This is a genomic window from Candidatus Pantoea multigeneris (assembly GCF_011752615.1).
In the GTDB taxonomy this organism is placed as follows: Bacteria; Pseudomonadota; Gammaproteobacteria; order Enterobacterales; family Enterobacteriaceae; genus Pantoea; species Pantoea multigeneris.
Map to the genome: position 1 here is coordinate 642,590 of NZ_VWXF01000001.1, position 21,573 is coordinate 664,162.

At 48.4% G+C, this 21,573-nt stretch carries 27 protein-coding genes and 1 pseudogene; 2 read left to right on the forward strand and 26 right to left on the reverse strand.

Going from position 1 to position 21,573, the window contains the following annotated elements:
* Position 1 precedes the first annotated feature (1 nt).
* The 23 genes from F3J40_RS02955 to F3J40_RS03060 form a co-directional block, all read right to left on the reverse strand.
* Positions 2-739 carry a phage minor tail protein L gene (locus F3J40_RS02955; RefSeq protein WP_167012523.1) on the reverse strand — a complete coding sequence of 246 codons (738 nt, stop codon included), beginning with the start codon at positions 737-739 and terminating at the stop codon, positions 2-4.
* Between the two features lie 73 nt (positions 740-812).
* Positions 813-1,154, reverse strand: coding sequence for a phage tail protein (locus F3J40_RS02960; protein WP_167012524.1), 342 nt, complete (start codon positions 1,152-1,154; stop codon positions 813-815).
* 44 nt (positions 1,155-1,198) lie between these two features.
* A complete protein-coding gene (locus F3J40_RS02965) occupies positions 1,199-1,426 on the reverse strand; it encodes a YebO family protein (protein ID WP_167012525.1) in 228 nt (75 codons plus the stop codon).
* 55 nt (positions 1,427-1,481) lie between these two features.
* On the reverse strand, positions 1,482-5,006 hold the full coding sequence (locus F3J40_RS02970) for a phage tail tape measure protein (RefSeq protein ID WP_167012526.1): 3,525 nt from the start codon (positions 5,004-5,006) through the stop codon (positions 1,482-1,484).
* Positions 5,007-5,034: 28 nt separating this feature from the next.
* A complete protein-coding gene (locus tag F3J40_RS02975; protein ID WP_167012527.1) occupies positions 5,035-5,304 on the reverse strand; it encodes a phage tail assembly protein T in 270 nt (89 codons plus the stop codon).
* A gap of 23 nt (positions 5,305-5,327) precedes the next feature.
* Positions 5,328-5,720, reverse strand: coding sequence for a phage tail assembly chaperone (locus F3J40_RS02980; RefSeq protein ID WP_167012528.1), 393 nt, complete (start codon positions 5,718-5,720; stop codon positions 5,328-5,330).
* A 34-nt stretch (positions 5,721-5,754) separates the two neighbouring features.
* Positions 5,755-6,225, reverse strand: coding sequence for a phage tail protein (locus F3J40_RS02985; RefSeq protein WP_167012529.1), 471 nt, complete (start codon positions 6,223-6,225; stop codon positions 5,755-5,757).
* Between the two features lie 53 nt (positions 6,226-6,278).
* Positions 6,279-6,626 carry a tail completion protein gp17 gene (gene gp17 / locus F3J40_RS02990; protein WP_167012530.1) on the reverse strand — a complete coding sequence of 116 codons (348 nt, stop codon included), beginning with the start codon at positions 6,624-6,626 and terminating at the stop codon, positions 6,279-6,281.
* Positions 6,623-7,069 (reverse strand): HK97-gp10 family putative phage morphogenesis protein, encoded by a 447-nt coding sequence (locus F3J40_RS02995; protein ID WP_167012531.1) that lies wholly within the window; start codon positions 7,067-7,069, stop codon positions 6,623-6,625. The genes gp17 and F3J40_RS02995 overlap by 4 nt, the downstream gene beginning before the upstream one ends.
* A complete protein-coding gene (locus F3J40_RS03000; protein ID WP_167012532.1) occupies positions 7,066-7,407 on the reverse strand; it encodes a phage head closure protein in 342 nt (113 codons plus the stop codon). Before F3J40_RS03000 ends, F3J40_RS02995 begins: the two co-directional genes overlap by 4 nt.
* On the reverse strand, positions 7,404-7,730 hold the full coding sequence (locus F3J40_RS03005) for a head-tail connector protein (RefSeq protein ID WP_167012533.1): 327 nt from the start codon (positions 7,728-7,730) through the stop codon (positions 7,404-7,406). The genes F3J40_RS03000 and F3J40_RS03005 overlap by 4 nt, the downstream gene beginning before the upstream one ends.
* Before the next feature lie 9 nt (positions 7,731-7,739).
* A complete protein-coding gene (locus tag F3J40_RS24720) occupies positions 7,740-7,997 on the reverse strand; it encodes a DUF7210 family protein (protein WP_205297167.1) in 258 nt (85 codons plus the stop codon).
* A gap of 45 nt (positions 7,998-8,042) precedes the next feature.
* Positions 8,043-9,263 (reverse strand): phage major capsid protein, encoded by a 1,221-nt coding sequence (locus F3J40_RS03015; RefSeq protein ID WP_167012534.1) that lies wholly within the window; start codon positions 9,261-9,263, stop codon positions 8,043-8,045.
* A gap of 9 nt (positions 9,264-9,272) precedes the next feature.
* Entirely contained in the window at positions 9,273-10,121 is an 849-nt protein-coding gene (locus F3J40_RS03020; protein ID WP_167012535.1) for a head maturation protease, ClpP-related, read from the reverse strand.
* Positions 10,122-10,131: 10 nt separating this feature from the next.
* A complete protein-coding gene (locus tag F3J40_RS03025; RefSeq protein ID WP_167012536.1) occupies positions 10,132-11,436 on the reverse strand; it encodes a phage portal protein in 1,305 nt (434 codons plus the stop codon).
* Entirely contained in the window at positions 11,436-13,166 is a 1,731-nt protein-coding gene (locus F3J40_RS03030; RefSeq protein ID WP_167012537.1) for a terminase large subunit, read from the reverse strand. The genes F3J40_RS03025 and F3J40_RS03030 overlap by 1 nt, the downstream gene beginning before the upstream one ends.
* 3 nt (positions 13,167-13,169) lie before the next feature.
* On the reverse strand, positions 13,170-13,643 hold the full coding sequence (locus F3J40_RS03035) for a phage terminase small subunit P27 family (RefSeq protein WP_167012538.1): 474 nt from the start codon (positions 13,641-13,643) through the stop codon (positions 13,170-13,172).
* 194 nt (positions 13,644-13,837) lie between these two features.
* Positions 13,838-14,188 carry an HNH endonuclease gene (locus F3J40_RS03040; RefSeq protein ID WP_167012539.1) on the reverse strand — a complete coding sequence of 117 codons (351 nt, stop codon included), beginning with the start codon at positions 14,186-14,188 and terminating at the stop codon, positions 13,838-13,840.
* A gap of 32 nt (positions 14,189-14,220) precedes the next feature.
* On the reverse strand, positions 14,221-14,688 hold the full coding sequence (locus F3J40_RS03045) for a hypothetical protein (RefSeq protein WP_167012540.1): 468 nt from the start codon (positions 14,686-14,688) through the stop codon (positions 14,221-14,223).
* A gap of 1,110 nt (positions 14,689-15,798) precedes the next feature.
* Entirely contained in the window at positions 15,799-16,026 is a 228-nt protein-coding gene (gene lysC / locus F3J40_RS25335; RefSeq protein WP_444505523.1) for an Rz1-like lysis system protein LysC, read from the reverse strand.
* A complete protein-coding gene (locus tag F3J40_RS03050; RefSeq protein WP_167012541.1) occupies positions 15,956-16,345 on the reverse strand; it encodes a hypothetical protein in 390 nt (129 codons plus the stop codon). Before F3J40_RS03050 ends, lysC begins: the two co-directional genes overlap by 71 nt.
* Positions 16,342-16,881, reverse strand: coding sequence for a lysozyme (locus tag F3J40_RS03055; RefSeq protein WP_167012542.1), 540 nt, complete (start codon positions 16,879-16,881; stop codon positions 16,342-16,344). Before F3J40_RS03055 ends, F3J40_RS03050 begins: the two co-directional genes overlap by 4 nt.
* Positions 16,882-16,883: 2 nt before the next feature.
* Entirely contained in the window at positions 16,884-17,126 is a 243-nt protein-coding gene (locus F3J40_RS03060; RefSeq protein WP_167012543.1) for a phage holin, read from the reverse strand.
* Between the two features lie 333 nt (positions 17,127-17,459).
* On the opposite strand from F3J40_RS03060, the gene F3J40_RS03065 reads away from it, so the two are divergent.
* Positions 17,460-18,029: a hypothetical protein gene (locus F3J40_RS03065; protein ID WP_167012544.1), complete on the forward strand. Its 570-nt coding sequence runs from the start codon at positions 17,460-17,462 to the stop codon at positions 18,027-18,029.
* Between the two features lie 27 nt (positions 18,030-18,056).
* Here the strand turns inward: F3J40_RS03065 and F3J40_RS03070 are convergent, their stop codons facing one another.
* The 3 genes and pseudogenes from F3J40_RS03070 to F3J40_RS03080 all read right to left on the reverse strand — a co-directional run bounded on the left by F3J40_RS03070 (position 18,057) and on the right by F3J40_RS03080 (position 19,770).
* Positions 18,057-18,401 carry an antiterminator Q family protein gene (locus tag F3J40_RS03070; protein WP_167012545.1) on the reverse strand — a complete coding sequence of 115 codons (345 nt, stop codon included), beginning with the start codon at positions 18,399-18,401 and terminating at the stop codon, positions 18,057-18,059.
* 18 nt (positions 18,402-18,419) lie between these two features.
* Positions 18,420-18,767 (reverse strand): annotated as a pseudogene (locus F3J40_RS24820) (DUF968 domain-containing protein); the annotation flags it as partial.
* A 223-nt stretch (positions 18,768-18,990) separates the two neighbouring features.
* Complete coding sequence (locus F3J40_RS03080) at positions 18,991-19,770, reverse strand: KilA-N domain-containing protein (protein ID WP_167012547.1); 780 nt, start codon at positions 19,768-19,770, stop codon at positions 18,991-18,993.
* Positions 19,771-20,364: 594 nt separating this feature from the next.
* Between F3J40_RS03080 and F3J40_RS03085 the strand changes: the two genes are divergently transcribed.
* Positions 20,365-21,462: a CBS domain-containing anti-phage protein gene (locus tag F3J40_RS03085; protein WP_167012548.1), complete on the forward strand. Its 1,098-nt coding sequence runs from the start codon at positions 20,365-20,367 to the stop codon at positions 21,460-21,462.
* The last annotated feature ends 111 nt before the right edge of the window (positions 21,463-21,573 follow it).

A 21,573-nucleotide genomic window follows, 5' to 3' on the forward strand; every position in this document is an offset into this window, starting at 1 on the left:
GCTATTTCCCCTGAAGATTTGCTGCGGGGAAGCCACCGAATGGCAACGGTTGATCGCTGCCAAATCGAGACTTACAGTCACTTAGCCTCCCGCCGCAAACATCTAACGCCGGGTTATCAGTTTCAGTTCCATCCTTCAGGAAGTAATTGCTGCCTGCATAATCACAGCCGGTTCCGCTTCTGTACCATCCGCGCATGCACCAGGTGCAAACAGGCGTTATCTGCCGGGAGGGTAATTGCAGGCTCTGGACGTCAAACGGAGAGCACAATTCAAAATCTACCTGAATGCGCGTCTCGGTCGATTTGGCATTCACATAGAACAGTTGCACTCTCTCTTCAGTAGGTGATGCTGTCGGATTGCCTGAAGTCCAGTTCGCGGCGTCCAGATATTTCGCCATCGTGGTGCGGATTCGAACCTTGGCTTTAACGAGATCGTCGTATTGCAGGCACAACGCGCTGACGTACCCACCAATGTCGCCAACAGACAGAGTTGGCGTGGGCTGTGAACCCGTGCTGGAAAGCTCAACACTTTTCAGCTCATAGGGATGAGGATCGTACTGATTGCCCTGCCAGATAATGGCCGGCAAATTCTCTTGAGCAAAGGCGGCCCAGCCCTCTGTAGGGAGGTTGTAGGCGTGGAAACGTAAAACATCTGGCATGCCAAATTCAGTACCATCAACCTCAATAAGCTGAATTAACTGACCGGCCTCCAGTTGTTGCAAATCTCGCGTCAGACTCATAAGCGACCCAATAAAAAAGGCCGCATACGCGACCTGACTGGAAAGGATAGTAATTTAAGCTGTAGTGACTTAATTACGGCGAAGGTGCCTCAAGGAAGGTAAAGCTGATATCTACAAATACACCCGTTGTGAAGTTAGGGGTGATCGAGTCTTTCTTAACGCGATAGAGCTTTTTTTCACCCCATGGATTTTCCCACCAGAATGAAGTGATCACATGGTCTTTCAGAAAACTTCTCACCTGTTTCATTTCGGTGATATCGCCGTTACATGAGAGCGTCCAGGTTTCGATTGCGGCGTTAATTCCGGCGCTGGCTATCTGACTGTAACCATCCCCGAACTGCGCAGACAAAGCCGCAACACTCAACTGCTCTTCTGCACCGATACGTACAGCCCAGCTAAATGTGTCGATTGCCATAAAAATCTCCAGACGAAAAAAAACCACCCGAAGGTGGTTATTTACTACAGGCCAGCTTTCTTTCTGGCCTCTTCAAGATATCCTTCGGCGGATTTATCAAGATTAACTTTAGATCCGTTATCTGGTCCGGTTAGCTGTGATAGTTTCTCGTTAATTGACTCTAAGAGCTGAACTTGACGATTGGCTCTCACACTTGCGCGGTTCATGAAATACCAAAAAACAAAAGATATAACCATGAAAATAAGATAAACAACAAAACCTGCTGCGGCCACTTGTAACTCCCTCTAACATTTGGAGTCACAACCTTAACACTTGTTTGCTGCTGGATCACCTGTTGTATAAAATCCCACCTGGAGACATTTCTTTTTTCAATAAGTCGGTAAACTTACTCTGTATTACAGCGCTTAATTGTTTTTGTATCGCACCAACACCAGAAGGGTTTGAACTACCGCTATCTGGCTGAGTTAAATTGACCGGGGCATAGACACTTATTGATGGGCTTGCCTGATTAGATGCGGTGTTAACTTTCGATGAATACTGTGCTTTTCCACCGACGGCCCCACCATCTGCATAACCTCGCATCATGCCATAAAGGTTATCAACCCCAATCCGTTGAGTCGCCTCTTTGGTAAAGACAAACTCTCCTTTATGAACAATTCCGGCTGGGTCGTACTTCCCGCCAACTCCTGTAAATCCACCACCATCATAAGCTGCAAAACTTGTGGACAAGCCCATAGCCCCAACGCCACCAGTCGAGGCAGCAGCGCCAGATGCGACCCCGCCAATGCTGCTAGTTATACCCCCTATAAGTCCACCTAATAGTGATCCCCCTGATTGCTTTAGCGTATTCACAATCGTCATTTGCAAAGCAACTTTCGCGAGCATCTGAAGTACGGATAAGCCCCATGACTTCCAGTCAGCTTTGCTACCAATTAGCATTGAAGACATGTTGTCCAGGGCGCTATCCATAGTGGATGTGATGGCTGTGGCAACTGTTCCGGCCACGTTGCCAGCGCTATCAAGCCAGTTCTGGTAGCCCTTCGATACGCCGCTGAGCCAGTTACCCTCTGTTGCTGCTATCGCTTGGTACTTTTTATCGAGGGCATCTAATGCCTGATTGCGTGCTGCAATCGCGGCAGTCCCTTTGTCCGTTTTATCGAAGGTTCGGCCAATTTGCTGAGTTTCATCGTATCTCTGTTTTTGGCGATCGCTAAGGCTGGCCGTTTCTACTGTCAGCGCTCCCTCATCCTTGAGCCTGCGAGCTGCTTCACGTAAATCTTTTAACGCCTCCACCTGATCACGCTGTTTTTTAATATTTTCTTCTGCCCTTTGCGTCCAGATCGCCAGTTCAGCCGAAGAATCTCTTATCGCTTTACGCTGCTCCTCAGTCCACTTTGCCCCTGTTTGGTGAGTTGCGGCGTAAAGCTCAGAAGCTTTTTCTCCCTCAGATGCGCGGACTTTTTGCACCTCAGTGGCCACGCTTAAATCTGCCATCTTGCGAGCATAATTTTCCGCCTGCGAAGCGGCTTCTTTTTCCGCTTTATTTTGAGCGTTTGTTGATTTAGTTAATTCTTTCTTAGAATCAGCGATATTCTGAGTACTTATTGCGCCGCTATCCATATCACTGATGTATTTATTATAATAAACACCAGTCAAGCCAAGGTCTTGTGCTTCATACACTCTTTGCTGGTGGAGCTTTTCAAGACCATCAAGCGCACCTAATACGCGCTCTCTTTCCGCCTTTTGCAAAGCTTGTTGTTGTTTCTGGTTTAACCCTGAATAATCGAGCACAGGGCCAGTATAGGTTCCAAGATGGGAGCGCTGTTCAATCAGGTTGTTTCCCAATGACATTAAGCGGTTAAATTCGCTGTGTTGCCCGTTCATCATTACCAGTGACTGGTAAGCCGCGTTTTGCTCAGCAGCCTGCTGTCTGATTAGATCAATGCGGCGATTTTCAAGGGTGGTAAGAGCAGACTGAACATCCTGTGATTTAGCCTGCATTTGATAAAGCCTTTCCTGCTCCACTGCCAGAGAGGAAGTCGATTTATCAAGTCCATTGGTCGCATCGGAAAGACTGATCAGATGGTTAACCAGAAACCCTCCAATGCTAGGGCCGGGGTTGGACAGTATCTGCTGATACCCCTGCACTTCGCTTTTAAGCTCGCTTACCTTTCTTGCTTGCTCATCTACCAGACGATTCTGCTCATTAAGTGAGGCTTTGGTCTGAAATGCGTTGTCGGAAACTTCCGGCAAACTCATTTTTGGTAGAGCGCTTTTAACCTGCTCTAACGTTTTTATGTATTCCCGCGCTGACTCTCTCGCCTGCTCCTGGTTTTGATACATCGCATACCAGGCGCCAGCCCCCAGCATCACGAGGCCAGGAACACCACCGATAAGGCCTAGCGCGCCCCCAAGAAGACGCGATCCAACAGATGTTACATTGTTGAGGTTATTTTGAGCTGCAACACGGTTTGCCAGATTACCATTCAGACTTGCTTGAGCTGCGGCCAATCGACGTTCTGCCGCAGCCTGCGCATCAGCATTCTTTGCCGAAACTAACGCAGCCTGGGCACGATCAAGTGCGGTTCGCGCTCTTCCCTTCTCCGTAGCCGTGCCGCTCGCTAGTGCAGCGTTGAGCCGCGTTTGTGCGGCAGTCACTTTCGCATCTGCTGCTGCGACTCTCTCCTGCTGAGCTGCTTGAACCTCGGCACTACGCGCAGCTTGCAGCCCCTGCTGTGCTCGATAAACTGCTGCACGTGAAGCAGCTACGGCTGAAGCCGCAGCCTTCTCCTGTGCGGCAGCAAGTGCGACCTCAGATTTAGCCGCAGCTATCAGAGAAGTAGTGGCACCGGTTGCGCTCGATACGACCCCGCCAAGATATTTTGCTAGCCCAACACCTACCAGAGCACCAGCTACAGTTGTGATGGTTGACATGTTATTGGCAACATCATTTAGCGTGCCGCTAACAGCAGAGGCTGTGAATGAATCAATAGCTCCCGCCAATCCTGTCACGCCACCAGAAAGCGCCTGGGTTGCCCCGGTGGCATTGTTGATATTGCCTACCCAGGCCATGAAGGAGTTGCTAACCTTTTGCATGGCCCCTGAAACGGTCTGCGGCATTGCCGCAAACTCCTTTTGCAGGGTCCCAAGCTGGTTAATCAGCGCAGGAACTACCTTATCAATCGTAAGCTGCCCCTGATCGGCCATCCCTTTGAGGTCTTTACGTGCAACCCCCATACCAGCAGCCAGTGCCCTGATAACGCGATCACCTGCCTCGTTGACTGCGTTAAACTCTTCACCACGCAAAACGCCCTGCGCAAGTGCCTGGCTGAACTGAGTAATAACGGAGCCTGATTCCTCTGTGCTTGCGCCAGAGAGTTTCAGGCCAGTACTGAGCGCCTCTGTGATTTTAAGTACATCATCAGAGCTGTAGCCATACTCTCGCATTGATGCAGCAGCACGCGAGAACAAGTTGGCGTTATCTACAAACGCCGTTCCTGTCGCCTGGCTGATTGCCATTAGCTTGCGCTGCGAAGCCGCAAAGTCCTCAGTTGATGAAGATGCCTGACGCATGCGGGCATTCACAGAAGTCCATTCATCGGCAATAGCAATGATTTCACCGGTAGCAAACGCAGCCGCAGCGGCCGCTGCCGCGCGCCCTGCGGAAGCGAAACCACTGGTTAAATCGGATAATGCTCTTTCGCTTTCTTTGGCCGCTGCGGCGGCCTGACGGCCACCATTTTCCATGGTGCGGTAGTAGTCCTGCCCCATGCGTGATGCTCGGGCAATTTCCGTTTGAAAGGAGCTGGAATTTGCGGAGATTTTGATAATTAGTTCGCGCAGCGTAGCCATATATCACCCTTAAATACCGCCGCAGCGGTTACTCAATTAATCCACCCATCCATGTTTCAAGGCCGCTTTTTTCCCGATCCTCTTCCTGTTGCCCCCACTTAACCAGCAATTCATCTATCGTCGCTTTGCCACCCTGCGAATTAATGACTGCTGCCGATATCTGTGCAGACTGAACATCCCCCCGCCAGTCTCCTATTGGGCTGAGTTGATCGTAGGTGATCCACATTTTCAGCTCACTGGCCGTCAGGGTCTGGTGTAATTCATGGAGAGTGCGCCCCAGCCGGAGCGCCAATGACATGAGAAAGAAAGTCAGCGGCTGTTTTACTTTGCCTCCGCGTTTTCCTGGCTCATGGTTAATTTAAGCGCCTTTGATAAAAGGCGAGAATGTACCGGCCCATATGAATCTGACACAATACTTTCATCTTCATCGCTAAATACCCGGTTGCCGTTTTCATCCAACAACACGTCCATAAACATCAATACATCAGCCCTTTTATTACGCTGATACTCTTGGGTGTGGCTCAGCTTTGGAGGTTCTTCACCTTCAGGTAGGTCAGGAGACATAATTTCACGGAATTTAACCCACGATTCAGCAGAGGGTTCACGCACAGTTACTTGAGCGTTGTCCCATTCTGCTACAGAGATTATCGTGGTTCGGAATGAACTAGACTTGGCGAGCGCCAGACTACGAATAGAATTGTTAACCTCAGACATTTTTTTATTTTCCTGATGGTGAGATTTTAATTAATTAGCTTGCATCAGCAGCGATGGTTTTCAGTTTTCCTTTAACTCGCAGGGAGTACGTTGAAGCAACTACGCTTGATGTAGTGGCAGACCAAGTGCTTTGGCGAACCTCAATCAATGCGTAGTAGCCATTTCCTGAAGGGAAGACAATCTTCAGCGCGCGCATTTCGTCATTATCGTAGGCTTCTTGCAACGCCTGCTGTGCAGCTTCAGAACCAACCCAGTTACGGGTAATGCTCATTTCTGCTGCCGCTGCCAGCCCGTTAGTTTGTTCGACTTCCGTTGAGCAAAGTGTGGTGGTTTCGATATCCGCCTTTTGACCGCCGGTATAAGAGATTTCTTTTGTGGCACAGGATGCATCCAGCCAGGTGATTCCAGCGGCGGGGAATCCAGCGCTTTTGAAGTCTTCTTGAGTTACTGGGGCAGAAGATACCGAAAATGACATACCCTGCGTTTTTTCAAATTTACTAGTCATGTTTTCTCCAGACATAAAAAAACCGCCATTTGGCGGTGTGGTACTGAGGTTATTTACTGAATAGCCTGAACTTCGAATGTCGCCCGGTATAGCCCGGTGTCAGATTCCCAACCTTGCGTTTTGCTCAACTGGCTAAACCCAAGCGGCTCAAGCATATCTATCGCCTTGAGCCTTATCTCTCTGGCCTCGTCAATCGTCAGGGAATAGACATCCACCTGCAAAACGCCAGTGCTTTCCGCCCGACAACCAAGCGTGTCAGCTTCACTTTCAGAAACTACTGTGAAGATAACCCACGGGGCGCGAATGTCTGGCTGACCAGCGGCATTAAGCGGGGCGATATAGGGGTAGACCTGACCATCAGCCAGGCCACCTATTAAGCTGTATACATCTGCTTCGGTCATTTGCTGAGCGCCTCGTCAATTGCCTGGTTCGCACGCTCAAATGCAGCCTTAGTCGCGTCATCTTGCTTCGCTTCATAAGCGGGGCGAACGAAGGGGGTCGCAGGTAACCGTGATGTGCCAAGTTCGACAAAGCGCCAGTAATAGGCGTTGTTCGGGTTGTCCGCTTTCATTTTGTTATCACTGTTTCCAGTCTCTGGGTTTGTACCGCGAATATGGACACCAGAGGTAATGTTGCCATTGCGGTCACGTTGGGTCATGACGACAACATTCTTTTTGAGCTTACCGGTCAGCTCCGGAGCGCGCTCAATAACTTCATCTTTGAAAACTGTGGCCGCAGCGCGTGTCATGTCACGGACCACTTTATTGTTTTCAGCTTTACTCAGCACATCCAAATCAGCGGACAAATCCAGAAGGTCTGAGAAATCTAGCCTCGAATTAATCATGATTTCACGCCCTCTTCGCAGAGAAGCTCCAGGCGAGCACCGTTCTCCGCCTTAATGGCCGAATTAATGGTATAGACCTCACCATTACCTGTTGGGGGAAGATGCAATACACGCCAGCCAGCTTTAACCAACACACCGGGAATTTTGCGAATCCAGATACGGGCAGTAGTCCCTGATAGCTCAGCGCCAGCGGCAATAATCTCCCGACCTGAGATATCAGTAATATCAGCACGAACAGAGATCACATCTACCCATGAAACGCCTGGCTGGCCTGATGGTAGCCTTCCCGTTCCGGGTTTTTGCAGCGTAACCCGATAACGCATAGGACCGGCTTTCATACGCCATAAATCCGGTAAGGCTGAAGGATTGCTTCAACAGCATAATCCAGTGAAGTACTGGTTAGCCCGGTAACAACAGCCTCACGGTTGGCATACCAGTGTGCGATCAGCATCAGCATCGCGGTTTCAATATCCTCACCGTAAAGCAGAGAATCTCGGTCAGTGATAAAGCCAGGATCGTCCGCCGATTCGTACAGGGTTCGGCGCGTGGACTTTTCAACCATCTTCACTGCTGCCTTAATTCGCCCAGCGATCCAGACGTCATCCTCCGTAAACCCCAGCTCCAGATTGCAGTGATGCTTTACCTGCTCAACGGTCAGCATCTGGCCCCCTTACTTAGCTTTCGGTTTAATGATTTTTTCTTCTGGCTCTGGCTCTGGCTCTGGCTCTGGCTCTGGCTCTGGCTCTGGCTCTGGCTCTGGCTCTGGCTCTGGCTCTGGCTCTGGCTCTCCAAGATTATGATAGAGAACTTCAGCGACATATCCTTTTGCGACCAATTCCCGGCCATGCTGTTCCAGGGTTTCAAACTCTTCGTTCTCCACCTTAACGATGCCGCCAAAATAGATAGGCTTGATAACACGTACTTTCATTGGATTACTCCCAATAAAAAACGGCCCGGAGGCCGCGATTAGTGATTAGGAACCGGAACTGACTGCCGGGGCAGTGAATGGGCCATAGATAAAGCCCTCTGGACGTTTAACCGCGAGTGCCAGACGCTCTTCGCATCGAATTGAAATCATGTTCTTTTCGAAGTCGTCGGAGTTCTCAGTAGAGATCACTACGTTCGCGTCTTCACGGTCAAAGAGCTGCGCCGCCGCGTTGAATGCACCAGTCAGGAACTTGCCCTGGAATGCTGCTGCTTCAGTCGCTACAACCGGCAGCCCCCAGAGGGTGGGACCAGTAAGCCCTGATGGATTAGCCAGAATGTAGCGCCCCAGAGTGTCTTTGGTCAGTTCAATTTTCGCCCAGTCAATAAAGTGCAGAACATGGCCAGATGAAGGGAAACGAGCTAATTGCGCCTGCAACATCGCCAGTCGCAGATCGTCGATACCGTTTTGATTAGCGACTTCGAAAGCAGCGGCATAGGCCGAAGCCTGTGGAACGATGCCCTTGAGGTGTGCACCAGTACCGTCACCGAAAAGAATTTCCTGCTCTTCAACATACTTCAGGCCATAACGCATCTCAGCATCAACGGTCGATTGCAACTGAGCAAAGTCATCCAGAATTTGCTTAGAAGCTTTGAACATGTGAGCAATGGTTGTTACAGGGGTGATCTGCGTTGCAAATTGAATATCGCTATACGGCTTGGTCGTTCCTTCAGGCACTACAGCCGCTTTGTTGGTAAAGCCCGTCTGCTGCACCCAGAAAATCGCAGGTGATGAGGTTCGGCCTGGCGCAATCAGGTCACGAATGAACAAGCGCTGTTTAGGCGTAGTATCGATACCTGGCAGTCGTTGAGGTTCAACCACTCCATCAGCAACACCCGTTGATAACAATGCGGCGTTAACCGGGACGCTAACGCGTTTTCCTCCTTCAACGCTGGCAGCAAAGGCTTTCAGAGCTTCATTGTTGATAACAACCTGCCCAACCGTTTCAACCACTTTTGCTGCATTGATGAGAGGCATCTCGGCAACCTGCTGTTCCAGTTCACCCAACGCGGCTTTGAGTGTTTTTTCCGCATCGCGTAGGGCATTAAACTCTGACGCCATTTTATCTACAGCGGTTTTGGTTTCCGCTGAAAGCGTGCCTGCGTTTTTGGCCTCCTTCAAAGCCTCTTCCGCTTTGGCACTGAATTTACCACTGGCCTCTTCAATGCTGGCCGTGACCTTTTTCAGAATTTCATTTACTTCAGACATGGGGATTCCTTATTTACGAAACGCCGCCAGGGCGCTTTCAAGTTGTTTGAGGTTGTCAGGATTGATTTCATTGGTAGCGCCCGGCATACCATCTTGATCAGCAGTAGCGCCCGGCGTACTGCCTGTTAAAGCTTTAAGAAGTTTTCGCCGTTCTGAACGCGGGGTATCTGTTTTCGCCAGTAGCGCATCGAGTTTGCGAAGGGCTGCGGAGGGGCTGTCATCGTCGTCGGCAATCTCATCCGCAGAGAGAAGGCGATTAGCGAAACCTTTATCAACGGCATCACTACCGCCGATATACGTTTCACCGTCCATCATTGCGCCAACCTCTTCCATGCTTAGCCCAGTTCGCGCTGAGTAGATGTCAGCCATGGCTTTATCAAACGGCTCCATATCGGCAGCCAGTTGCGCTAAATCGTGGCGATTGCCTGCTGCATACACCCAGCAGTTATGAATCATCAGAAACGCGCCGCGACCGATCTGGATGTCATCACCTGCCATCGCGATGATGGACGCAGCAGATGCAGCCAGGCCAAGCACCTTAACTGTCACCTTCCCCTCGTATTCACGCAGCAGGTTATAAATAGCCAGGCCTTCGAACATGTCACCGCCAGGGGAGTTAACGTTAACAGTCACGTCAGAGCCACCCAGGGAGCGAAGCGCTCCAGCAATACGGCTGGCAGTGACACCGTCGCCCCAATAGTCCGCGCCGATCACATCAAAAATAGAAATGCTGCCCTCTTCGGGCTTTGCCGCCCTGATATTTCCGTCCCACTTTTCCATCGCCGCAGACGGTAAATCGCGATTTGAGAGCGCAGAAGGACGCCCTACCGGCGCTGCCGGAAGGTTTTTTAAAGTCATTGAGAGGCTCCTAAGCCGCTTTTTTAAGCGGGGATTGTTCGAAAGGTATGTCCGGGAATACGTGAGCGTGAAGTTGTCTTGCTGCTAAAGCGTTAGCTGCATGACTATTTGTTTTCAGGTCTTCAAGTGGTGTCAGGTTAAGTTGCACTGTGTACAGCTCACCGCCCTCAATTGGCGGCATATTCTCCAGCCTGCGAACATCGTTACGCGACATCCAGCCATTCTGAAGAGCTGTGGTGTAGTAAGCGGCACGGCCTGCACTGTCTGCTCTCAGCAATCCTTCAACTGAGAACTCGGCAAACAGATCGTCGTCACCATCCAGCAGACAGCGGCAAATCTCCTGCTCAATGTTGACCAGCATTGGCCGAAGCGTGTTAGTCAGGAATTGCAGATTCATTCCCTCCAGGCTAGAGGCCCAGCTACTTTGCTTGTCAGCGTGGCCGACCATAAAAGGCGGCACGCGGAACCAGCGGCAAATCTCCTCAATGCTGAATGACCGGGATTCCAGCATTTGTGCAGCTTCTGGATTCATGGTGACGTTCTGATACTTCAGGCCACCTTCCAGCACCATGATTTTCCCGGCGTTTTTGGACCCGGTAAAAGCCTGCATGTAGCCACGAAGCCTTTCTCGCTGATCATCATTAAGAGCAGCCTCGGCTGAGAGGAACCCCGAACTCTGAAGGCCGTTTTCAAATATCTTCGCAGCGGATTCTTCAACCGCCATTGCTGAGCCAATCACATCGCGTCCAACCATCATTGGCATCATCCCGCAGACACCATCCAGGCCAAATCCACGAATATGCATGATGTTCTTCAGCGGAATAACTCGCGGTGATTTTGACTCGGTGTAGGTGTATTCCAGTACGCCGCTGTCGAGGCGTTTAACCACCATGTTCTGCGGCAGCAAAGGCACCAGAGAAACCAGTTTGCTACCGATAAATTTCTTTTCAATAAAGGCATTTCCGCGCAGGCAGATACTGGCAACCAGCATCAACATGAAGCGGGAAGGCGTCATTTCCATATTGGGGCGGCGACAAAGCACCTGATACGCCGGGTGATTCATAGCCAGCTTTCGTGAGCCATCGTCTTGTCGCTCATAAATCTTTAACGGCAGCGTCGATACCGATTCACTCAGCAACCGGACGCACGCCCAGACAGCAGACAGGCGGATTGCTTTATCTGCTGACACCACCTTGCCGCTGCTGCTCATCCCCATCCATTCCTGCCAGAATGTTCCCGTGGTTAAGCTAATCGGCACGCCCAGCCAGTTCAGCAGCGCACTTTTAACCCTGCCGGGCTGTTTGTTTGCTTTCATCAGAAACCTATCATTATCGGGTTGTCGAAGAAGCCGCTCAGGTCTTGCACGTCTCCACCACCATTGACCAGCAGACGACTTTTGGCGGTGAATAATGCTACAGGGCCATCAATTTTATTTTCCGGGGTCGATTTATTCGGAAATATGTTGTCGTTCTTATCGGGCTTAACCGTAATATTCGACATCATCCATGTCATAACCGGATTATCGTTATGATGGAATTTGTTGCCATATATCTCCGCCTGCACCGATTTCATCGCTTCAGAGAGGTTTTTAACCGTCTGAGGTACTTCAACCAGCGGCAAACCTTCTTCAGCCAGCGCCAGACTGAATTGCAGTGCGCTCCATGGGTCAAAAGCAATTTCCTTGATATTCTCGCCATGCAGCCACTCCACAATTTCAGCCTTGATATACGCGTGATCGATAACATCACCATCGGTTAATTCCAGATATCCGGCATCAGACCACTTGCGGTAAAGCTCAGCGATATGATTAGGGGCGGTTTCAATGCGCCCTTCCGGTAGCCAGAATCGCGGTTCAATATGTGTTTCGCCTGTTGGATCGCGCCATGCTTTCACTGCCGCGCAAATATCAATTTTGTTTGCCAGGTCAACACCAACCCACAGCGGCCAGCCTTTTCTCTTCTCAATAGCAGCCGTTTCGGGCATCTTCGCCCAGCGCTCCATGTCCATCCAGGCACTTTCAGCAGTAACCCAGATGTTCAGGTGTTTGGTGAAGAAGTTAGGCCGTGCGGCCACCTGCTCTTTCGCCTTCTTCGCGAGGCGGCGCATATCATCCCAGCGCTTGCAGACCCCGAGTCCGGGGTTTGCTTTCGGCCAGTTCGCCTCATCAAAGGGATCGTCATCTTCGTCCAGGGTGTAGATGACGGCAAAGTAAGTGTCATCATCCACTATTCCGCGTAATACCTTGATGGCGTAATCACGCTGCTCGAAGCAGATTCCCTCTTTGTTAGTGCCCGCCGTGGTGATAGCAAACAACAGCGATTGAAGACGCGCACCCGTTGCGGTTTCGAGCACGTCCCACACATCACGGGTACGGTGAGCGTGCAGCTCATCGACTATCCCGCAGTGGATGTTGAGGCCGTCGAGGTTGTTGGCGTCACTGGAAAGCGGCTCAAACTTTGACGCAGTTCTTTCCTGATGGATATTGAGCTTTACGTGACCGAAAAGCCGCCCCAGCGTACGAGGTGACTTCTTAATCATGTTCTTTGCATCGTCAAACACGATGCGAGCCTGATCGCGCGTAGTGGCTGCTGAGTAAACCTCTGCACCACCTTCGCCATCAGCTCCAGTCATGTACAGACCGATACCGGATGAGAGTGTAGATTTGGCGTTTTTACGTGCCACTTCGTCATAAGCCGTGCGGAAACGGCGTACCATAACCGGATCGCCATCTTCATCCAAAACCTGTTCGCCGCTGATCTCATCGATAAGCGGAATAATGAATCCAAACAGGTTAATCAGAATAAAGATGTGCCAGGGCATTAAATCAATCGGCTTGCCTGCCAGCGCACCTTTCACATGTGGAACGAAATTGTAGAAGTCGAGAATGTGCTGGGCGCGGTCCTCACTGAAATAGACGCCGCGTTCCGGTCCATGCTCTAAATCATTGAGGAATCGCTGACACGCCAGGCGCACCAGTTCGCCAGCAACAATCTCGCCAGCCAGTACGCGCTCGGCGTACTGAATACCAGCCTGGACGGTTGCCATTCATCATTTGCGCTTTTTAAGAAATTCTTCCAGTGGATCGGCTTCAGTCGGGTCTTTCGCGCCAACCTTGGTTCGGCTGGCAGGCGTCATTCCGAATTCGCCAAGCATCGCCCGTATTCTTTTCCAGGCGTCAGATTTCATTATCGCGGCGGGGTGAGCCTTGATTAACACATCCCCGGTCATGGTTTCGGTGCGATAGGTGTAACCCTCTATCGCCAAAGTGTCGCAGTGGTGGCGAAACTCGGTGTAAGCCTCTACCAGCAATTCGAGCGCTCGGGCATCGAGTTTGGTTACCACGCCGATAGCGTCAAGTTCTTCGCCAATCCGCTTAAACCAGTACTTCCCCTGCTTATCAAAATGCTTAGGAATTGGGGGAACCCCTGAAGGCGGTTTTGGTTCGTTCTTGTTTATGGCTCTTTTTGATGGATTCCCCTTCACCAAAGCCAGGTGTGTCGGGGTTTTCGGTGGTCCTGGCATAATCGAAAACTCCTATTAATTAACGATGCGGAAACCCATAAAAAAGCTTTCTAACCTGCGGCGGTGTGAAAAAAGGTTAGGCGGCGGTCCTTTAGGGGCAAAGGCCCGAACTTTCGCCCCGCCCCACCCGATAAACGATAATGAATCTCATTTATATTTAGGGCGCACTAGTTTTGTGCAAATAGTTTTGATTATTACTTGCATCGCTCTTTGGCTGTTTTGCCTTTATGGCACGACCAGCACAGCGCCTGTAGGTTGGCATCATCATCCGTGCCACCGTGTGCCTTGGGTTTGATGTGGTCTACGGTAGATGCTGGGGCGGGCTTCTGCTGCCGCAAGCACTCCTGGCATAGATGACGATCACGTTTAAGTATGCGAGCGCGGATGACGTCCCACTTGCTGCCATAGCCTCGCTGGTGTCGGGTCTTGCCGCCTTGATGTTGTTCCCAGCCCTCGTTGCGATGTTCTTCGCAATAGCCTGAGCGGTCGCTTGTGGTGCGCGCACAGCCACGCTTACGGCATGCGCGAGGAATAGCTGATGGCATATAAACTCCAATAAAAAACTGCCTGGAGGTGGCTAGAGTATAGAGTTTCCAAAAGCATCAAACCCTATGCCTTTTGCTTCGGGTAAGCTCTCCAGGGATATCCTTGTGTCTCTTCGAACGTACATATCGAAGAGCCCTAAGTCCTTTTTTCCTATGAGGTGCTTGTTGGCTCCTCTTCCCAGCCATCCGCTTACCATAGCTCCAATAAATTTCGGATGATGATGAGATTTGACGACAGGCTTGCTTTCTTGAAAGTTTTCTTTGTAAAAACGATGAAGATTTGTACGAGGATACTTTTCATGAACATAATCCCACCAAACTGAAATCCTAATTTCACCATGCCCTACTCCGCTCCAGTTTATAACTGCAAGTTTACCTCCAATCTCGGCTACAGCGTGGCCGGATGGTTCTCCTTCATCTTTTCCACTATCGAGGTTGATTAGACCATTAACAACTAAGTGGTTAGTGGCATGAACAAGTAGGTTTCGTAAGGCAGTCATAGAAGCCTTCTCCAGGGATTCAGTTGATAGTTACCGGATGGAGAATTTTTTAACAGGAAACCTTTTGGAAAGCTAACATCTTAGGCAGCACTCGCAAATGTGCCCTAAGATGATCGGCACAACTTGTGATGAAGTGCCAATGATTAGCTGAAGTATCTTATCGAACACCTTGATAGTGTCCAGAATCGTTCTCACGCCTTAAATTTACCTACCAATATTTAGATAGTGGTAAATTAGGCATGATTTACGCTCTTTAAATTACATCAAAAGTTAGGCTACCTAATCTCTCACGCTGCAAATTAGATCATACGCCTTTGACTTCTAAGCCTGTTTGACTCTACTTTTTTGCTTTTGAAGTCGTAAGCCCTAAGCTTCCTTTTAATAATCTTTATAGAATATGCAATGACGCTACTCCATTCAGCACTAGCAGTCTTCATGAGGCAACTTTCAAGCATTTTAACTAAGTCTCTAAGAGCCGATTCGAATCCAGACTTATCGTGACTAAATTTTAACCTCAACTCAATGATTACTGCATCTACATCAGCCTTGCTCTCAGAAAAACTCTCTCCCGACTGATGAGATAGAGCTATCCTTCTGATTTTCCCAAAGAAGTAACTTAATTCTATGTTTTGATTTAACAAAGTCACCTCGACGTATGTATAAAAAAAGTAACCACACGAAACAAAAACATTAGAAAACCAATAGTATTCTAAGAATCTCTCGGCTATAGAGGCCTACTAAATTGTACAGACTCAAACTATTTTTACTGATCAATTTTGTTTTATGCAAAATTATCTCATTCAAATAAAGTGAATGACTTTAATGGTAAACGACCATGTAAACAATAAAACCTATCAATAACAATACTTTTAACATTAATTTTTTTGAAAATATAACGCAAAGATATAGACAAACTGGTAATACCACTAGTTTTAAAAAAACTAAAGTTGTACATTTTTTCAAAAGCTGTATAAGTTAAAAACGTCATCAGTTTTAAAGTAACGAATGGTGCCTTGCGCCTCCTCTGAGAACTTTTTCGGATTACGCTCTCAGAGGTTTTTTTCGATGGATTTAAATCCCTTCATAAAGAATTTAAGTAAGAAAATTCTTTCACCTACTCTTTAACCGATTTAATTCTATGATTCGTATAGACATTTTATCAAGGTTGCATTGAGCTAACGCGCTTAATGAAAGCACGTTAAGTTGCAGGCTCTGCGCCCAGGTCATGTTGTCGGGAATGGTGGGCTGTGGTGTGTCGGCGGTCAGCTCAATGCTGATCGGCACGTATGGCTCTTTGACGTAAACCGTTTGCGAATCCGCGCAACTGCTCAACAGCATCACTATTAATATGGGTGTTAGCGCACGTATCAGTGGAGAGTTGTTTTTGGATAGTGATAACCCTTTCGCCAGCATCTGCCGCAACAGTCGTTTTTTCTTCATGGGTAGCTCGTGATAGATCATTAATGAGGGTTACAGCAGTTATCACGTTATTGGTGATTGCCTCTGCTGTCGCTTTGCCCTGCTCCGCCTGTTCCTTCTGTTTAGCTAGCTCGACGTTGCTTGTGTGCTGCACTTTCACCGTTACAGCCAGGCCAATGATGAACAGAGCGAGAATGACTATCGCCACCGATCCCCACTTGATATCGGAAAGTGTCATTCATCCAGTCCCCAGCACGTTAGCTCTGACTCCTGGTCCCGGCGATCAACCTGTCCGAAACAATTATTAGAGCGGATTCGGCAATCTTTCCCGCCGTCGAATATCCATTGCCTGATTGCAGCACACGCGCCTTTGCGATCACCGGCATTAAGCTTGCGATAGAACGTTGACGGCAGGCATTTGCCGGGGCCAATGTTCCACGGGCAGAACGAAGCAATGCCAACTTTCTGAGGTTCGGTCAGAGGAACGTGAACATTCCTGGCAACCCAGTCCAGCGCCTTTGCCTGTTCTGCTTTATCGATAGCATCGCATTGCGCAGCGCTTAACTTCATGCCTTCCACTACCGACTTGCCGTTAACGCGCGTAACGCCACCACAGATTGTCCAGACCCCGCCAGCGTCAGCGTATGCCGTCAGGCTTGAGCCTTCTTTCTCTTTCTGAAACTGTGACATCAGGGACGGAGCAGAAGCCCCTGCGGCTATAAGCGCCAGCATGGCGGCACTGAGACGGGTTTTAAGTTGGGTAGATACAGCCATACTTATTCCCCGCGTATTACTGCCTTGCCTTCACCGGCCGCTTTTTCAATGGCTCGGGTTTGACGGCGCTGAAAGTAAAAATTTGTGAAGAAAGTGGCTATACCGAGCACGATGCCGATAACCACCGCGATCTGATTCCAGTCAAGGTCATGAATCCATTGCGACACACTGCCTCCACAAACAAGTGCGCCGGACACGCAGTAACTGACTGCGGAAGCAATTTTGTCAGGCATGATTTTTACCATTTGGTCACCTCCGGTTGTCCGGTTGGTGCTGTTGTAGTCAGAAACCCCGAATCTACGAGGATAAGAAGCGCCAGCAGCGCAAAGAACTTTTCACCACATCGGGAAAGACACTTAACGTTGTTGCAGCAAAGCCCACGCGCCAGCAGATGCCGGTGAGTGACAGTGTCTTTGGGGTTGTGGAGAGGGCATAAAAAAACCCCGCAAGATGCGAGGCAAGATGGTAAGTTCCGAGTCTTAGAGACCACTCTTATCACAATACACTGTAATTTGCGTACGCGTTAGCTCTTATGTAAAATTTTCACAACTAACTAGACCTTACATGGATTAAATAAAATGGAAATAATAAAGTACCTTATACCTTTGATAACTTTCCTCCTCGGGATGCTTTTAACTCCGTATATTGAAGGATTAAAAGAAAAAAGGAAGAATAGAATACTAAAAGATAACATTTGGATCGAGCTACATGATGAGCTGATAAACCTAAAGGGCTCTATAAAAGAAACAGACAAAAACATTTCATTTAGAAAAAATAAAATAGAAAAACTCCAGTATTTGAACCTACCTCAAGAAATAGAGCTCCTCATTCTAAGTGATAAATTGAAAGAGATTTACCCATATCTGACTCGAGAGCAAAGACTAGCATGTAAGACACTAATAAAACTACAAGACTCAATAAATGAAAAGCGAGAAGAAGTGATTAAAAATTATTTGGGGAGTAATAGTAGATGCCAAAGGCTTGAAGAAGCAATGCTTAAAGAAAAACTATCGATGTATTATTTAATTAATCAATTAATACATTCTAAAGACAAGTTCACTCGCCCAACTGAAAGCAATGATCACTTAATTCTTAAAGCTGCAGCGTCTCTCGACATACAAAACAAACCATCTCGAACAAATAATTAAAGCACCCAGTTAATGGGTGCCTATATTTTATATCATCATACATAGACACCCATCAACAAAACCCATTGCTGCCTGCAACTCTTTTCTTATCGTACCATCTGAACATTTTCTTTTCTTAGCGATAGTTCTTAATGAGGCTCCAACAACAAAATGGGCAATAAGCAAATCATGCTCTTGAGATTTATATTTTTTTAGTTTAGCAATACATCTGTCAATCATAATGCCTTCATCATCATCTGATTGCACCCTCGACCGTCTGCTGTGTGGTAAAAGCCCTTTAAATCCAGCCGCAATTGGTTGCCAATCGACGCCGCTATTCTCTGAAGCAGCCCAAGCACCCCAACGCTCTAATACCTGTGACATGTCACGCATAATTATTCCCCACACTCATTATTTTTTATCAGTCCCGAGCACGCCCACTGCAAAGACATGATCGAGAAATCGCGCCACCAGCTCTAACTGGCTTCCGTGTTTATCTTCAAACGTTGTTACGTCCGCATGCAGTTCATCGTGATGCGCTCTGCAAAGCGGTATCACGAATATGTCATGCGCCTTTGTTGCCATACCGCCAAGGCCGTAGCCGATGACGTGATGGGGATCATCAGCTTGCTTGCCACAACACATACAGGGCTGAGTCTTTACCCATCGGGTGTACTTCTCATTTTCCCAGCGGCGGCGCTTAGGCCGCAGCATGAAGGATTCTGGTGATTCAGGGTCAACTTTTAGGGTCGTCACTGTGGAAAACGCGCCAGCAGCTACGTAATCGGGTATTTCTGCGCTATCGCCAATCGAAACGGCGTTATCCGGAATCTGACCAGATGGCAAATGCGCTAGGCATGTAGGCGCGGGTGATACCAGAACGCGGCCACGAAATAGCGGCAAGAGGTTTGGCCCCGGTTTAAACAGCACTATCCCCAGCTTTGGAGAAAGCTCAGGTGTCAGTATCGCCTTCACAGTCACCTCAGCACACGTTATCTAACAGGCGAAGCAACTCGGGGAATTTTGACTCGAAGAAATGCGGCTGTGTTTCCCGTGGATTAGCCGGGCTGGTGATGTTCTTCCCGTACAAGCAGCCTTTTGAGGTAAGCGACCAGAACGATTTAACCCCGCCAGGACCGGACTTGCTGTTACGCGTTTTATGCTCAGCAATCCCCAAGCGCACCAGTTGATGATAAACGCTGTTCGCCGTCACTCTCATACCATTGGCTTTCAGCAAAGCACTCAGTGACTGTGTGGGCCTGCTTGAGCCGTCCACAGCGTCTGCCGGGGCATCAATGGCGTAACTCGGCATCAGGTTTGGCAAGCCTGCGACCTGCTGAAGCTTCTGGAAAGCGCCGAGCTTAGATGAGTTGGACAGGTTGAGTAGCTTTGAAGCTGACTCCAGCAGGATAACACCTGCCTGAATACGATCTGCCACTACAGGGTTGCTGGAAGAGCCCTGGCTAATGAGCGCATCAAAGGTGCGGATCACTTTGAGGTTGAAGGCGGGACTGATCCACATGGCATACGAGTAGACCAGCTCTTTGCATACGAACGTCCCCTGATTGCTGCCACCTTTCACGACCGTTACGGGAATTCCCGTATCGCTCAGTAAATCGACAACCTCTTTGGTCTGCTTGAGGCGCAGCCAGTCATGCGGGTCATTGCGGCGTTCTGCGCCAGCGGCTTTATGAAGATCATTAAGGCAATAACGGCCAGCGTTGTCCTGACGTACAGGTACGCTATCAATCACTAGATTCATATTGGTGCTCCACACTCGTTTTTATCCGGCCTCGCCTCTTCGTCTGCAAACAAACGAGGCCTACCTTTGCGCCAGCGACTGCAATCACTGGATGCGTATACATATTAACGGGTAACCACCCTTTAACCAAGACTGGTCATGGCATTTTCTCACCATCGGATGGTAAGATTCTCACATCGGCTTAACACCTAGGTGTCCAGTATCTTCATCCCGTTAATGTGGTACTCTCTAAAATGCTCGTCAATGGTTTGAAAAGTGAATGCGCCAATGTCAGCTTTGAGCCAGAAGCGGCTAGTAAGCCCAAAGGGAAATATCGGTTAATACTGCAACTTGTAGTACAAAAATTATATGTTTATCGAATTAAAAATGAATATGGCATCTACTCAACGCACAGGCACTAAAGGTAAGGGGTTTTCGTATTCTGCCTCCTTTACTAAACATTAGGAATTTGAGCTATGTGTATGAGATGGTGAAGTTTGAGGTAAGTTAAAGGATTCAACGCAGCCTTGCTGGTCCGGGTTCTAAAAAACGAGAGAAGCCGGAATCAAGACTGAATGCTAACAGTAGCCATCAATCAACATGGAGATAGGTTTTATGGCAGTGGAAAATCCAGAAGGACTCAAAAAATTCCTTCATGAGCTAAAAGAAGATACGCCCTCAAGCCCAATATCAGTGCGAGATTTTATAAGCTTGTTTGGCGCCGAACGCCGAGGATACATGGTTGCGTACAAAATTCGCAAAGAATTAGAAAACTTAGGTTTTATAACCAAACCTGATTTTGATAGTGTCCCGCTGGATTCAAAAATTACTATTCATGCATATCAAGCAAATGACGCAATACCTCACGAAGCAGATGGATGCTTAGACGAAGCGGCCGAATCAAGTAATACTGAATTAGCTGCGCTTGAAACAGGACTTCTGCCGCAAGATCAATTAATTTCCGGTGCAGTTTCCGAGCCAGCCTTCCGAGTTAGCCGACTCGAAGCATCAGATGTTACATTAGTGACGGTAAAACCTGATGCTACATTAACAGAAGCCATCACATTGATGCTACGTCATGACTACTCTCAGTTACCTGTAATGACCAGTGAGCGAGATGTGAAAGGTGTTATTAGTTGGGAAAGCATTGCTCCAGTTCTGGCGTTGACCAAATCCGAATCGGCAGTTGTGAGAAATTATATGAAGCCGCACAGGGAAATAAACGCCAGCGACTCTATTTTTACCGCACTCCCTAGAATAATTGAATACTCTTATGTATTAGTGCGCTCTCCTGATCAAAGAATAAGTGGAATTATAACAACTACCGATCTTAGCTCTCAGTTCAAACAGTTGTCAGAGCCTTTCCTTTTACTATCTGAAATTGAAAACCATATTCGTAAGTTGATAGATGGAAAATTTACGAAGGATGAGCTTGTTAGCATCGTCAACCCATCTGATAGTGGCAGGGTTATTGATTCGGTCGCAGATTTAACCTTTGGGGAATATATCAGGCTTTTCGAAAACCCAGATTTGTGGAAAAAAACCGAACTTCAAATAGATAAGAAAACTTTTATCAAAGAACTCGATAAGGTTAGGATAATTCGTAACGATGTGATGCACTTTGATCCAGATGGTATATCAGAGGAAAATCATGAACTTCTTCACAACTTTGTAAGATTTATCCACACTATACAAAGCTTATCGAGGAAATGAGATCGGTGCATGTGACATAATTTGCAAAAACTGCCACATTGAACACAAAGAAGCTGCAAATAAGATACGGATTGAGTGAGCCTAATCTAATCCTCTGAAAAGGATAGGCTC

Excerpts from the sequence above, each read along its gene's own strand:
- F3J40_RS02955 (WP_167012523.1), bottom strand. The coding sequence starts at position 739 with ATGAGTCTGACGCGAGATTTGCAACAACTGGAGGCCGGTCAGTTAATT.
- F3J40_RS02960 (WP_167012524.1), bottom strand. The coding sequence starts at position 1,154 with ATGGCAATCGACACATTTAGCTGGGCTGTACGTATCGGTGCAGAAGAG.
- F3J40_RS02970 (WP_167012526.1), bottom strand. The coding sequence starts at position 5,006 with ATGGCTACGCTGCGCGAACTAATTATCAAAATCTCCGCAAATTCCAGC.
- F3J40_RS02975 (WP_167012527.1), bottom strand. The coding sequence starts at position 5,304 with ATGTCATTGGCGCTCCGGCTGGGGCGCACTCTCCATGAATTACACCAG.
- F3J40_RS02980 (WP_167012528.1), bottom strand. The coding sequence starts at position 5,720 with ATGTCTGAGGTTAACAATTCTATTCGTAGTCTGGCGCTCGCCAAGTCT.
- F3J40_RS02985 (WP_167012529.1), bottom strand. The coding sequence starts at position 6,225 with ATGACTAGTAAATTTGAAAAAACGCAGGGTATGTCATTTTCGGTATCT.
- gp17 (WP_167012530.1), bottom strand. The coding sequence starts at position 6,626 with ATGACCGAAGCAGATGTATACAGCTTAATAGGTGGCCTGGCTGATGGT.
- F3J40_RS02995 (WP_167012531.1), bottom strand. The coding sequence starts at position 7,069 with ATGATTAATTCGAGGCTAGATTTCTCAGACCTTCTGGATTTGTCCGCT.
- F3J40_RS03000 (WP_167012532.1), bottom strand. The coding sequence starts at position 7,407 with ATGAAAGCCGGTCCTATGCGTTATCGGGTTACGCTGCAAAAACCCGGA.
- F3J40_RS03005 (WP_167012533.1), bottom strand. The coding sequence starts at position 7,730 with ATGCTGACCGTTGAGCAGGTAAAGCATCACTGCAATCTGGAGCTGGGG.
- F3J40_RS24720 (WP_205297167.1), bottom strand. The coding sequence starts at position 7,997 with ATGAAAGTACGTGTTATCAAGCCTATCTATTTTGGCGGCATCGTTAAG.
- F3J40_RS03015 (WP_167012534.1), bottom strand. The coding sequence starts at position 9,263 with ATGTCTGAAGTAAATGAAATTCTGAAAAAGGTCACGGCCAGCATTGAA.
- F3J40_RS03020 (WP_167012535.1), bottom strand. The coding sequence starts at position 10,121 with ATGACTTTAAAAAACCTTCCGGCAGCGCCGGTAGGGCGTCCTTCTGCG.
- F3J40_RS03025 (WP_167012536.1), bottom strand. The coding sequence starts at position 11,436 with ATGAAAGCAAACAAACAGCCCGGCAGGGTTAAAAGTGCGCTGCTGAAC.
- F3J40_RS03030 (WP_167012537.1), bottom strand. The coding sequence starts at position 13,166 with ATGGCAACCGTCCAGGCTGGTATTCAGTACGCCGAGCGCGTACTGGCT.
- F3J40_RS03035 (WP_167012538.1), bottom strand. The coding sequence starts at position 13,643 with ATGCCAGGACCACCGAAAACCCCGACACACCTGGCTTTGGTGAAGGGG.
- F3J40_RS03040 (WP_167012539.1), bottom strand. The coding sequence starts at position 14,188 with ATGCCATCAGCTATTCCTCGCGCATGCCGTAAGCGTGGCTGTGCGCGC.
- F3J40_RS03045 (WP_167012540.1), bottom strand. The coding sequence starts at position 14,688 with ATGACTGCCTTACGAAACCTACTTGTTCATGCCACTAACCACTTAGTT.
- lysC (WP_444505523.1), bottom strand. The coding sequence starts at position 16,026 with ATGCTGTTGAGCAGTTGCGCGGATTCGCAAACGGTTTACGTCAAAGAG.
- F3J40_RS03050 (WP_167012541.1), bottom strand. The coding sequence starts at position 16,345 with ATGACACTTTCCGATATCAAGTGGGGATCGGTGGCGATAGTCATTCTC.
- F3J40_RS03055 (WP_167012542.1), bottom strand. The coding sequence starts at position 16,881 with ATGGCTGTATCTACCCAACTTAAAACCCGTCTCAGTGCCGCCATGCTG.
- F3J40_RS03060 (WP_167012543.1), bottom strand. The coding sequence starts at position 17,126 with ATGGTAAAAATCATGCCTGACAAAATTGCTTCCGCAGTCAGTTACTGC.
- F3J40_RS03065 (WP_167012544.1), top strand. The coding sequence starts at position 17,460 with ATGGAAATAATAAAGTACCTTATACCTTTGATAACTTTCCTCCTCGGG.
- F3J40_RS03070 (WP_167012545.1), bottom strand. The coding sequence starts at position 18,401 with ATGCGTGACATGTCACAGGTATTAGAGCGTTGGGGTGCTTGGGCTGCT.
- F3J40_RS03080 (WP_167012547.1), bottom strand. The coding sequence starts at position 19,770 with ATGAATCTAGTGATTGATAGCGTACCTGTACGTCAGGACAACGCTGGC.
- F3J40_RS03085 (WP_167012548.1), top strand. The coding sequence starts at position 20,365 with ATGGCAGTGGAAAATCCAGAAGGACTCAAAAAATTCCTTCATGAGCTA.